This is a genomic window from Pseudomonas sp. 34 E 7 (assembly GCF_900005715.1).
Classification (GTDB): domain Bacteria; phylum Pseudomonadota; class Gammaproteobacteria; order Pseudomonadales; family Pseudomonadaceae; genus Aquipseudomonas; species Aquipseudomonas orientalis_A.
Genome location: NZ_CVTX01000065.1, coordinates 22,480 through 34,553 on the forward strand (window position 1 = coordinate 22,480; position 12,074 = coordinate 34,553).

Genomic DNA, 12,074 nt, shown 5'->3' on the forward strand with positions numbered 1-12,074 from the left:
AAAAGAAGCGTAGCAGGGATCAGGCCAAGCTCGCGTTGAGCAGGAGCGCTTGAAAATCAATCAGTTGGCGGGCACGCAATATCAGTTAGCCCGCGCCATTCTGCACGATGCGGCCTCGGGCACGCGGCGTTCTGCACGATTCACGTGTACGGCAGCCGATATCCGACGGCGGCGCCAGCTAAGATACTGGACCTATCAACCCATCACGAGGCAACCCACATGGCCAAGCAAGCACTCATCCTGATCGATATCCAGAACGACTACTTCCCCCAGGGCAAGTGGCCGCTTGACGGTGTGGAGGCCGCTGCGGACAACGCCGCGCAGGTGCTGAAGGCCTTTCGTCAGACCGGCGATGCGGTGATCCACGTGCGTCACGAGTTCGCGGACGATGACGCGCCGTTCTTCACGCCGGGCTCCGAAGGCGCGCAGTTGCATGCCAACGTGCTGAACCAGGGTAACGAGCCGGTGGTGCTCAAGCACTTTGTGAATGCCTTTCGCCAGACCAACCTGCGCGAGTTGCTGGAACGGCGCAGCATTACCGACGTGGTGGTGGTCGGCAGCATGAGCCATATGTGCATCGACGCTGTAGTGCGGGCGGCGGCAGACTTGGGCTACAAGGTCACGGTCATTCATGACGCCTGCGCTACCTGTGACCAGAATTTCAATGGGCAGGTGATTCCCGCCGCGCAGGTGCATGGCGCCTACATGGCCGCGCTGGCCTTCGGCTATGCGAGTGTGGTGTCGACGCAAGACTATTTGAAAGCCCAAGCGGCGGTGGCTTGACCGCCGCTTGGCGCGTTCAGCGCGTGGCGATGATAAACAGGCGTGGGAATGGCAGCAGTACCGTGCCATCCGCCAGGGCTGGATAAGCCTGGGTAATCCGAGCTTGGTACGCCTGCAGGAAAGCGGCTTTTTCGTCATCGTTCAGTGGCGTCAGGAAAGGCCGCAGCGCTGAACCCTTGAACCACTCCACCACTGCCCCGTGGTCTGCCAACGGATGGTGGTAGGTGGTACGCCAGACATCGACGGTGCTGCAATGCCGGTTCAGCAGTTCGAAGTAATAGCTCGCCGAATGCCGCTCGTTATGCTTGACCGCGCCGATCTTCGCGGCCCATGGCCCCTGCGCTGCGACCTCACGGGCGAGCCGGTGGGCAGGCTCGTCGAGGTTGTCCGGCGTCTGCACCGCCAGCGTGCCGCCGGGGGTCAGTTGGTTGACCAGGTGCGGATAGAGCGAGGCGTGGTCAGGCAGCCATTGCAGAGACGCATTGGCGAGAATCACGTCGAAGGGCTGCGCCGGACGCCAGGCGCCGATATCCGCCAGTTCGAAGCTCAAGGCCGGCAGGCGCTTGCGCGCGTCGCGCAGCATGTCATCGGAGCTGTCCATGCCGGTAATGTGGGCGTGTGGAAAGCGTTCGGCCAACACCTGGGTGGAATTGCCGGGACCACAGCCCAGATCAACGGCCGTGCCCACATCGGTATTGGGAATCGCGGCCACCAGGTCGCGGACGGGGCGCGTGCGCTGCTGCTCGAACATCGTGTACTGCTTGGCGGACCAGGTCATCGGGTTCTCCTCTCTTGGTGATTAAGCATCGCCCATAAAAAACCCCCGACGCCAGGGCTATCGGGGGTTTTGTTGTGTCTGGAGGTTTAGGCCTCAGAACGGGATATCGTCATCAAAGCTGTCGAAATCCGGAGCCGGCTGCGGAGCGGCCTGTTGTGGCGCCGGGCGCGACTCGCGCTGAGGCTGCTGGCTTGGCTGCGGACGCGATTGCTGTGGACGCGGTGCCGAGTTGGACATGCCGCCCTGGCCCTGTTGGTCGCCCTGTGGACGGCCGCCCAGCAATTGCATGGTGCCTTGCATGTCGACCACGATTTCAGTGGTGTAACGCTTGATGCCGTCTTTTTCCCACTCGCGGGTTTGCAGTTTGCCTTCGATGTAGACCTGCGAACCTTTGCGCAGGTACTCACCGGCGATCTCGGCCACTTTGCCGAACATCGACACGCGGTGCCATTCGGTTTTCTCGACCTTCTGGCCTGTCTGCTTGTCGGTCCACTGTTCGCTGGTCGCCAGACTCAGGTTCGTCACGGCGTTACCGTTAGGCAGGTAGCGAACTTCGGGATCCTGGCCGCATGTACCGACCAATATGACTTTGTTAACCCCACGGGCCATAACGTTCTCCTAGGCTGGGCGCGCTGTCGGCACTGGGTTGACCAGGTGCTCGAGCGTCGCGCGATCCAATAATTCGGTGTCCAATTTGATGTAAATCGCAGTTTCTTCTGCGACCACTACTGCGTCCGTTACTCCAACGACGGCCTTCAGGCGCTCGGCCAAGCCGGCTTCGCGCATCGCTTCAGGCGATAACGGCAGGCGTAGGCTCGTGACATACGGAGGTTCGCGCATGGTAACAGCAAAGACCAGCCAAAGTGCAGCCAGCCCGGCGCATCCGAGGAACACAACCGACAAACCGCCATGCTGGAACATCCAGCCGCCCATGATCCCGCCCAGCGCCGAACCGAGGAACTGGCTGGTGGAATACACGCCCATCGCCGTGCCCTTGCCGCCGGCCGGTGAAACCTTGCTGATCAGCGACGGCAATGACGCTTCCAGCAAGTTGAACGCGGTGAAGAACACCACCGTGCCGATCACCAGCGCCCGCAGGCTGTCGCCGAACTGCCAGAAGAATAGTTCAGTGAGCATCAATGTCGCGACGGCGCCGAGCAGAACTCGTTTCATTTTGCGTTTCTTCTCGCCGTAGATGATGAACGGGATCATGGCGAAGAACGAAACCAACAGGGCGGTCAGGTAGACCCACCAGTGCTGCTCCTTGGGCAAACCGGCTTTCTGCACCAGCGCCAGGGGCAAGGCGACGAAGCTGCACATCAGCATTGCGTGCAACACGAAGATACCTAAATCCAGGCGCAGCAGGTCCGGGTGCTTGAGCGTCGGCAACAGCGCCTTGCGCGCGACGCCGGACTCACGGTGCTGCAGCGTGCCGGTCGAGCGCGGCACCATGAAGGCCACGATCACGATACCGATCAACGCCATGCCGCCGGTGGCCAGGAACAACCCGTGCAGGCCGAAAGCGCGAGTCAGCAGCGGGCCGACCACCATCGCCACGGCAAATGACAAACCGATGGTCATGCCGATCATGGCCATGGCCTTGGTGCGATGCTGTTCGCGGGTCAGGTCCGACAGCAACGCCATCACCGCAGCCGAAATCGCCCCGGCGCCTTGCAGGATACGTCCGGCGATCACGCCCCAGATCGAATCGGACTGCGCCGCGAGCACACTGCCGAGGGCGAACACGATCAGCCCCAGGTAAATCACCGGGCGACGGCCTATACGGTCGGAAATGATACCGAACGGTATCTGGAAGATGGCCTGGGTCAGGCCATAGGCGCCAATCGCCAGGCCGATCAATGCGGGGGTCGCGCCTGCGAGATCCATTCCATAGGTCGCCAGCACCGGCAACACCATAAACATGCCCAGCATACGGAAGGCGAACACCAGGGCCAGACCGCTTGCCGCTCGGGTCTCGCCGCTACTCATGCGTTCGCTGTGGGGATCGTGCATGGAAAAACCTCGTGTGAACCGGCGGCGATTCTACCAGTCCCATCGATTGAGAGGGTATATGCGGCGCTTTGCCGCGCAGCTTTCATGTAAGGCTGCAAGCGGCCTTTTGACAGTGTATATTCATCCAGTCTTTAGCCGTATACTCCGGCATTATTTACGCCCGCCGTGCGAGGCCATCTTGGACAAGATCCTGATTCGTGGGGCTAGAACCCACAACCTGAAGAACATCGACCTGACCCTGCCCCGGGACAAACTGATCGTCATCACCGGCCTGTCCGGTTCGGGCAAATCGTCCCTGGCGTTCGACACGCTGTATGCCGAAGGCCAGCGCCGCTATGTGGAATCGCTGTCGGCCTATGCCCGCCAGTTCCTGTCCATGATGGAAAAGCCCGACGTCGACACCATCGAAGGTTTGTCGCCGGCCATTTCCATCGAGCAGAAATCGACGTCCCATAACCCGCGCTCCACCGTGGGCACCATTACCGAAATCTACGATTACCTGCGTCTGCTGTATGCACGCGTGGGTATTCCACGCTGCCCGGACCACGATATTCCGCTGGAAGCCCAGACCGTCAGCCAGATGGTTGACCTGGTGCTGGCCCAGCCGGAGGGCGCCAAGCTGATGCTGCTGGCGCCCGTCATCCGCGAGCGCAAGGGCGAGCATCTCTCGGTCTTTGAAGAGCTGCGGGCGCAAGGTTTCGTGCGCGCCCGCATCAACGGCAAGCTTTATGAGCTGGATGAAGCGCCCAAGCTCGACAAGCAGAAGAAGCACTCCATCGACGTGGTGGTCGACCGTTTCAAGGTGCGTGCCGACCTGCAGCAGCGCCTGGCGGAATCCTTCGAGACCGCGTTGAAGCTGGCCGACGGTATTGCCCTGGTCGCGCCCATGGACGACGAGCCGGGCGAAGAGATCATCTTCTCCGCGCGCTTTGCCTGCCCGATCTGCGGCCATGCCATCAGCGAACTGGAACCCAAGCTGTTTTCCTTCAACAACCCGGCCGGCGCCTGCCCGACCTGTGACGGCCTGGGCGTCAAGCAGTTCTTCGACATCAAGCGCCTGGTCAACGGCGACCTGACGTTGGCGGAGGGGGCGATTCGTGGCTGGGACAGGCGCAACGTCTACTACTTCCAGATGCTGGGGTCGTTGGCGTCGCACTACAAGTTCAGCCTCGAAGTGCCGTTCAACCAACTGCCGGCGGACCAGCAGAAGGTCATCCTCAATGGCAGCGGCTCGCAGAACGTCGACTTCAAGTATCTGAACGACCGTGGTGACATCGTCAAGCGCTCCCACCCGTTCGAAGGCATCGTGCCGAACCTTGAGCGCCGTTACCGCGAGACCGAATCGGCCAGCGTGCGCGAAGAGCTGGCGAAATTCCTCAGCACCCAACCTTGCCCTGATTGCCGTGGCACTCGCCTGCGCCGCGAAGCGCGGCATGTGTGGGTTGGCGAGAAGACGTTGCCGGCGGTGACCAACTTGCCAATCGGCGATGCCTGTGAGTACTTTGGTGTGCTCAAGCTGACCGGCCGCCGTGGGGAGATTGCCGACAAGATCCTCAAGGAAATCCGCGAGCGCCTGCAGTTCCTGGTCAACGTTGGCCTGGACTATCTGTCGCTGGACCGCAGTGCCGATACCCTGTCGGGCGGCGAGGCCCAGCGGATTCGCCTGGCCAGCCAGATCGGCGCGGGACTGGTGGGCGTGTTGTACATCCTCGATGAGCCGTCGATCGGCTTGCATCAACGCGACAACGATCGCTTGCTGGGTACGTTGAAACACCTGCGGGATATCGGCAACACGGTGATTGTGGTCGAGCACGACGAGGACGCGATTCGCCTGGCGGATTACGTGGTCGATATCGGCCCTGGCGCGGGTGTGCATGGCGGACATATTGTCGCCGAGGGCACGCCTGCCGAAGTCATGGCGCATCCGGATTCACTGACCGGCAAGTACCTGTCGGGCCGCGTGAAAATTGCGGTGCCGGCCAAGCGCACGCCGCGCAACAAGAAGATGGCGTTGCACCTCAAGGGTGCTCGTGGCAACAACTTGCGCAATGTGGATCTGGAAATCCCCCTGGGCCTGCTGACCTGTGTGACCGGGGTTTCCGGCTCGGGCAAGTCGACGCTGATCAACAACACGTTGTTCCCACTCAGTGCCACCGCCCTGAACGGCGCTACCACCCTGGAAGCGGCGGCCCACGACAGCATCAAGGGCCTGGAGCATCTGGACAAGGTGGTCGACATCGACCAGAGCCCGATTGGCCGTACGCCGCGGTCCAACCCGGCGACTTACACCGGGCTGTTCACGCCGATTCGCGAGTTGTTCGCCGGTGTTCCGGAATCCCGCTCTCGCGGCTACGGGCCGGGCCGGTTCTCGTTCAACGTCAAGGGCGGTCGCTGTGAAGCCTGCCAGGGCGATGGCTTGATCAAGGTCGAGATGCACTTCCTGCCGGATATCTATGTGCCGTGCGATGTGTGCAAGAGCAAGCGCTATAACCGTGAAACCTTGGAAATCAAATACAAGGGCAAGAACATTCACGAAACCCTGGAGATGACCATCGAGGAAGCTCGGGTGTTCTTCGACGCGGTTCCGGCGTTGGCGCGCAAGCTGCAGACATTGATGGATGTCGGCCTGTCTTATATCAAGCTGGGGCAGTCGGCGACCACGCTGTCGGGTGGTGAAGCCCAGCGGGTGAAGTTGTCGCGTGAGTTGTCCAAACGGGATACAGGCAAAACCTTGTATATCCTTGATGAGCCAACCACTGGCCTGCACTTTGCCGATATTCAGCAACTGCTGGACGTGCTGCATCGCTTGCGCGATCACGGTAATACGGTGGTGGTGATTGAACACAACCTGGATGTGATCAAGACCGCGGACTGGCTGGTGGACCTGGGGCCGGAAGGCGGTTCCAAGGGCGGGCAGATCATTGCTGTGGGTACACCGGAGCAAGTTGCCGAGATGTCGCAATCCCATACTGGCTACTATCTGAAGCCGTTGCTGGAGCGCGACCGGGCCTGATTTACCGGGCCCGATAAAAAGCCCCTGTCACCTCATCGGTGGCAGGGGCTTTTTCGTAGCCGGAATCAGAACTGCGATTGCAGGTAGTTTTCCAGGCCAATCAGCTTGATCAGACCCAACTGCTTTTCCAGCCAGTAGGTATGATCTTCTTCGGTGTCATTCAACTGCACGCGCAGGATCTCGCGAGTGACATAGTCGTTGTGCTGCTCGCACAGCTCAATGCCCTTGCAGAGCGCGGCACGGACCTTGTATTCGAGACGAAGGTCGGCAGCGAGCATATCCGGCACTGTGGTGCCCACATCCAGGTCGTCGGGACGCATGCGCGGCGTGCCTTCGAGCATGAGGATACGACGCATCAGTGCGTCAGCGTGCTGCGCCTCTTCTTCCATCTCATGGTTAATACGTTCATAGAGCTCGGTAAAGCCCCAGTCTTCGTACATACGCGAATGGATGAAATATTGGTCACGAGCTGCCAGTTCGCCCGTCAGCAACGTGTTGAGGTAATCGATTACGTCGGGGTGACCTTGCATCGCCCTACATCTCCCTGCTTGAAAGTCTGTAGTTTGAACCATGCTGACCTGAAGGTCACGGGATCAACGGCAGAAAAGCGAAGATTTCCGGAGAAAAGTAGCTGAAATAACGCAAAAACCGCCCAAATGAGGGCGGTTCTGCTTATCGTTTAGAGTCAGTTAAGCGATACACCCAGTGCATTTGCGATTGCTTCTCCATAAGCGGGATCCGCTTTGTAAAAATGCTGCAACTGACGCTGGACCACATCACTGGAAACACCGCCCATCGCACCGGCGATGTTGCTGGTCAGCAGCGCTTTCTGCTCGTCATTCATCAAGCGGAACAGTGCACCGGCGTGGCTGTAGTAATCAGTGTCTTCGCGGTGATCGTAACGATCAGCTGCGCCGCTCAAGGCCAGTGCAGGCTCCGCGTACTGTGGCGCCTGCTTTGGCGCATCGCCGTAGCTGTTTGGCTCGTAGTTAGGCGCAGCCCCACCATTACTGCCAAAGGCCATCGAACCGTCACGCTGGTAGCTGTTGACCGGGTTACGTGGAGCATTCACCGGCAGTTGCTGGTGATTGGTGCCAACACGGTACCGGTGAGCATCTGCGTAGGCAAAGACGCGACCTTGCAGCATACGGTCCGGCGACAGGCCAACGCCTGGGACCATATTGCTTGGGCCGAACGCGGCCTGTTCCACTTCGGCGAAGTAGTTCTGCGGGTTGCGGTTGAGTTCCAGCTCGCCCACCTCGATCAGTGGGAATTCTTTTTGCGACCAGGTCTTGGTGACGTCAAACGGGTTTTCGTAGTGAGCGTTCGCTTGAGCCTCGGTCATGATCTGGATGCAAACGCGCCATTTTGGGAAATCACCACGTTCAATGGCGCCAAACAGATCGCGCTGGGCATAGTCAGGATCGGTACCCGCCAGGCGCGCAGCTTCAGCCGGCGCCAGGTTCTTGATGCCTTGCTTGGTCTTGTAGTGCCATTTCACCCAGTGACGCTCGCCGTTGGCGTTGATCAGGCTGTAGGTGTGACTGCCGAAGCCGTGCATGTGGCGGTAGCCATCAGGGATGCCACGGTCCGAGAACAGGATGGTGACCTGGTGCAGCGCCTCTGGGGAGTGCGACCAGAAGTCCCACATCATCTGTGCGCTTTTCAGGTTGCTCTGCGGCAGACGCTTTTGGGTGTGGATGAAATCCGGGAATTTCAGCGGGTCACGGATGAAGAACACAGGCGTATTGTTGCCAACGATGTCCCAGTTGCCTTCCTCGGTATAGAACTTCAAGGCGAAGCCGCGTGGGTCGCGCTCAGTGTCAGCCGAACCGCGCTCACCACCTACAGTGGAGAACCGCAGGAACGTTGGGGTTTGCTTACCCACTGACTCGAACAGCTTGGCGCTGGTGTATTGAGTGATGTCTCGGGTGACGGTGAACGTACCGTAGGCGCCCGAACCTTTGGCGTGTACACGGCGCTCCGGAATATTTTCACGGTTGAAGTGAGCGAGCTTCTCGATCAGGTGGAAGTCGTCGAGCAGCAGCGGGCCACGGGGGCCGGCAGAACGGGAATTCTGATTATCCGCAACGGGTGCACCGCTGGCGGTGGTAAGGACTTTATTCTGGCTCATGCGCAATTTCCTCAGGTCTGGCTTGGAACTGCCGGCTAATCGGCTTGGAGGGAGTATCAATCAACAACATGACACCTACAAATTTATTAAATTGTAGGCTTCAATAGAAAATTACTACCAACCGAGCCAACGTCCATCTCGCCCAGCGTCCCCGGGAAACCTGGACCTAATGCGCTTTTATTACGCGCACAAAAAACCGGGCGCCAGGCCCGGTTCTTCGTTGCAGACTGTCGTGTTACTCGGCGCTTACAGCTTCGCCGGCAGTAGCACGATCAACCAACTCGACGTACGCCATAGGCGCGTTGTCGCCAGTGCGGAAGCCGCACTTGAGGATGCGCAGGTAGCCACCCTCACGGGTAGCATAACGCTTGCCCAGGTCGTTGAAGAGCTTACCAACGATAGCTTTCGAACGAGTACGGTCGAAAGCCAAACGGCGGTTAGCCAGGCTGTCTGTCTTGGCCAAAGTGATCAGCGGCTCAGCAACGCGACGCAGTTCTTTAGCTTTCGGCAGTGTAGTTTTGATCAGCTCGTGCTCGAACAGCGACACCGCCATGTTTTGGAACATGGCCTTGCGGTGCGAGCTGGTACGGCTCAGGTGACGACCACTTTTACGATGACGCATGGTTCATTCCTTACCAAACTCACGTTCGGTGATTACGACGATCAGGCAGTCGCCTTGTCGTCCTTCTTAAGACTTGCAGGCGGCCAGTTGTCGAGGCGCATGCCGAGGGACAGACCGCGGGAGGCCAGAACGTCCTTGATTTCAGTCAAGGATTTCTTGCCAAGGTTCGGAGTCTTCAACAGCTCTACTTCGGTACGCTGAATCAGGTCGCCGATGTAGTAGATGTTTTCCGCCTTAAGGCAGTTAGCCGAACGTACAGTCAGTTCCAGATCGTCAACCGGGCGAAGCAGGATCGGATCGATCTCGTCTTCCTGCTCGATTACCACTGGTTCGCTGTCACCCTTGAGGTCGACGAACGCAGCCAACTGCTGTTGCAGAATGGTTGCAGCGCGGCGGATAGCCTCTTCAGGATCCAGAGTACCGTTGGTTTCCAGATCAATAACCAGCTTGTCCAGGTTAGTACGCTGCTCGACACGGGCGTTTTCCACCACGTATGCGATACGGCGAACCGGGCTGAACGAAGAGTCAAGCTGCAAGCGACCAATGCTGCGGCTTTCGTCTTCATCGCTCTGACGCGAGTCGGCCGGTTCATAACCACGACCACGAGCTACGGTGAGCTTCATGTTCAGGGCGCCGTTAGACGCCAGGTTAGCGATTACGTGATCGGGATTAACGATCTCGACATCATGATCCAGCTGAATATCGGCAGCGGTAACCACCCCCGAACCCTTCTTCGACAAGGTCAGCGTAACTTCGTCACGGCCGTGCAGCTTGATAGCCAGACCTTTAAGGTTCAACAGGATTTCAATTACGTCTTCCTGTACACCTTCGATGGCGCTGTACTCGTGGAGCACACCGTCAATCTCGGCCTCGACTACTGCACAGCCGGGCATTGAGGACAACAGGATGCGGCGCAGCGCGTTGCCCAGGGTGTGGCCAAAACCACGCTCGAGAGGCTCGAGAGTAATTTTAGCGCGGGTTGGACTGACAACCTGCACATCAATGTGGCGGGGTGTCAGGAACTCATTTACCGAAATCTGCATGGATGCACCTATTTTCTAGCCCTTACTTGGAGTAGAGCTCGACAATCAGGCTTTCGTTGATGTCGGCGGACAGATCACTGCGAGCAGGAACGTTCTTGAAAACGCCCGACTTCTTCTCAGTGTCTACTTCTACCCATTCTACGCGGCCACGTTGGGCACACAGATCGAGAGCTTGGACAATGCGAAGTTGGTTTTTTGCTTTCTCGCGAATCGCGACCACATCACCAGCACGAACCTGGTAAGACGGTACGTTAACGGTTTGGCCGTTTACGCTGACGGATTTGTGCGATACCAGCTGACGGGATTCGGCGCGAGTCGAACCAAAGCCCATACGGTATACAACGTTGTCCAGACGGCATTCGAGCAGTTGCAGCAGGTTTTCACCGGTTGCACCTTTCTTGCCAGCAGCTTCTTTGTAGTAGCCGCTGAACTGACGCTCGAGAACGCCGTAGATACGACGGACCTTCTGCTTTTCACGCAGTTGGGTGCCGTAATCGGACTGGCGACCGCGGCGTTGGCCGTGGATACCAGGTGCTGCTTCAATGTTGCACTTCGATTCGATCGCGCGCACGCCGCTCTTCAAGAAGAGATCGGTGCCTTCACGACGAGCGAGTTTGCATTTTGGACCAATGTAACGAGCCATTCTTTACAATCTCCTGGATTACACGCGGCGCTTCTTCGGCGGACGGCACCCGTTGTGCGGGATTGGCGTCACGTCGGTGATGCTGGCGATCTTATAGCCACAGCCGTTCAAAGCACGGACAGCAGACTCACGACCTGGACCTGGACCTTTGACGTTAACGTCGAGGTTTTTCAGGCCGTATTCCAGCGCAGCTTGGCCAGCACGTTCAGCAGCTACTTGAGCAGCAAACGGGGTGGACTTGCGGGAACCGCGGAAACCCGAACCACCGGAGGTAGCCCAAGAAAGCGCGTTACCTTGACGGTCGGTGATGGTCACGATTGTGTTGTTAAAAGAAGCATGGATGTGGGCGATGCCATCAACCACTGTCTTTTTAACTTTTTTACGAGGACGAGCAGCAGGTTTTGCCATGATAATTTTCCTGTCGATTCGCGTGGGCGATTACTTGCGGATCGGCTTACGCGGACCTTTACGGGTACGCGCGTTAGTCTTGGTACGCTGACCGCGCACTGGAAGACCACGACGATGACGCAGACCACGGTAGCAACCGAGGTCCATCAAACGCTTGATTTTCATGTTGATTTCGCGACGCAGGTCACCTTCAGTGGTGAACTTCGCCACTTCGCCACGCAACAGCTCAATCTGCTCGTCGCTCAGATCCTTGATCTTTGCGGCTGGGTTTACCCCAGTGTCTGCGCAAATTTTCTGCGCAGTAGTGCGACCAACACCATAGATGTAGGTCAGCGAGATAACAGTGTGCTTGTTATCTGGAATGTTAACGCCTGCAATACGGGCCATTCAGTGGGACTCCAATTGACAGCTACCTACGCCCCGGAAGCCAAGAAATAGGGCGCGAGATAATATCGCTGTAATAACAAATAATCAACCCGGCAGCGCACTAGCTGCCGGGCTTCAAGCGGATCACACTCAGCCTTGGCGCTGTTTGTGACGCGGTTCCGCGCTGCAAATTACTCGAACAACACCTTCGCGGCGAATAATCTTGCAGTTACGGCACAGCTTTTTCACCGATGCACGAACTTTCATCACC

General features: G+C 58.5%; 13 protein-coding genes. 2 read left to right on the forward strand and 11 right to left on the reverse strand.

The features are described from left to right. Window positions 1-219 precede the first annotated feature (219 nt). Window positions 220-783 (forward strand): cysteine hydrolase family protein, encoded by a 564-nt coding sequence (locus tag BFP96_RS02905; RefSeq protein WP_065891607.1) that lies wholly within the window; start codon window positions 220-222, stop codon window positions 781-783. Window positions 784-799: 16 nt separating this feature from the next. Here BFP96_RS02905 and tam read toward each other — a convergent pair whose 3' ends face one another. From tam to BFP96_RS02920, 3 genes are all read right to left on the reverse strand, one after another. Next, window positions 800-1,561, reverse strand: coding sequence for a trans-aconitate 2-methyltransferase (gene tam, locus BFP96_RS02910; RefSeq protein ID WP_065935552.1), 762 nt, complete (start codon window positions 1,559-1,561; stop codon window positions 800-802). A gap of 93 nt (window positions 1,562-1,654) precedes the next feature. Further along, window positions 1,655-2,170 (reverse strand): single-stranded DNA-binding protein, encoded by a 516-nt coding sequence (locus BFP96_RS02915; RefSeq protein ID WP_003232445.1) that lies wholly within the window; start codon window positions 2,168-2,170, stop codon window positions 1,655-1,657. A gap of 9 nt (window positions 2,171-2,179) precedes the next feature. Further along, a complete protein-coding gene (locus BFP96_RS02920; protein WP_065935553.1) occupies window positions 2,180-3,574 on the reverse strand; it encodes an MFS transporter in 1,395 nt (464 codons plus the stop codon). Window positions 3,575-3,752: 178 nt separating this feature from the next. Here BFP96_RS02920 and uvrA point away from each other — a divergent pair, with 178 nt between their 5' ends. Further along, window positions 3,753-6,587 (forward strand): excinuclease ABC subunit UvrA, encoded by a 2,835-nt coding sequence (uvrA, locus tag BFP96_RS02925; RefSeq protein ID WP_065888412.1) that lies wholly within the window; start codon window positions 3,753-3,755, stop codon window positions 6,585-6,587. Window positions 6,588-6,652: 65 nt separating this feature from the next. Here the strand turns inward: uvrA and bfr are convergent, their stop codons facing one another. The 8 genes from bfr to rpmJ form a co-directional block, all read right to left on the reverse strand. Then, window positions 6,653-7,117, reverse strand: coding sequence for a bacterioferritin (bfr, locus tag BFP96_RS02930; RefSeq protein WP_003176400.1), 465 nt, complete (start codon window positions 7,115-7,117; stop codon window positions 6,653-6,655). Window positions 7,118-7,272: 155 nt separating this feature from the next. Then, a complete protein-coding gene (locus tag BFP96_RS02935; RefSeq protein ID WP_065935554.1) occupies window positions 7,273-8,721 on the reverse strand; it encodes a catalase in 1,449 nt (482 codons plus the stop codon). Window positions 8,722-8,956: 235 nt separating this feature from the next. Next, window positions 8,957-9,343 carry a 50S ribosomal protein L17 gene (gene rplQ, locus BFP96_RS02940; RefSeq protein WP_007918448.1) on the reverse strand — a complete coding sequence of 129 codons (387 nt, stop codon included), beginning with the start codon at window positions 9,341-9,343 and terminating at the stop codon, window positions 8,957-8,959. Between the two features lie 41 nt (window positions 9,344-9,384). Beyond that, window positions 9,385-10,386, reverse strand: coding sequence for a DNA-directed RNA polymerase subunit alpha (gene rpoA, locus BFP96_RS02945; RefSeq protein ID WP_003176403.1), 1,002 nt, complete (start codon window positions 10,384-10,386; stop codon window positions 9,385-9,387). A 22-nt stretch (window positions 10,387-10,408) separates the two neighbouring features. Continuing rightward, on the reverse strand, window positions 10,409-11,029 hold the full coding sequence (rpsD, locus tag BFP96_RS02950; protein ID WP_003210056.1) for a 30S ribosomal protein S4: 621 nt from the start codon (window positions 11,027-11,029) through the stop codon (window positions 10,409-10,411). An 18-nt stretch (window positions 11,030-11,047) separates the two neighbouring features. After that, on the reverse strand, window positions 11,048-11,437 hold the full coding sequence (gene rpsK, locus BFP96_RS02955; RefSeq protein WP_002555466.1) for a 30S ribosomal protein S11: 390 nt from the start codon (window positions 11,435-11,437) through the stop codon (window positions 11,048-11,050). A 30-nt stretch (window positions 11,438-11,467) separates the two neighbouring features. Then, window positions 11,468-11,824, reverse strand: coding sequence for a 30S ribosomal protein S13 (rpsM, locus tag BFP96_RS02960; protein WP_003210063.1), 357 nt, complete (start codon window positions 11,822-11,824; stop codon window positions 11,468-11,470). Window positions 11,825-11,953: 129 nt separating this feature from the next. Further along, window positions 11,954-12,070: a 50S ribosomal protein L36 gene (rpmJ, locus tag BFP96_RS28720; protein ID WP_002555468.1), complete on the reverse strand. Its 117-nt coding sequence runs from the start codon at window positions 12,068-12,070 to the stop codon at window positions 11,954-11,956. Between the last annotated feature and the right edge of the window lie 4 nt (window positions 12,071-12,074).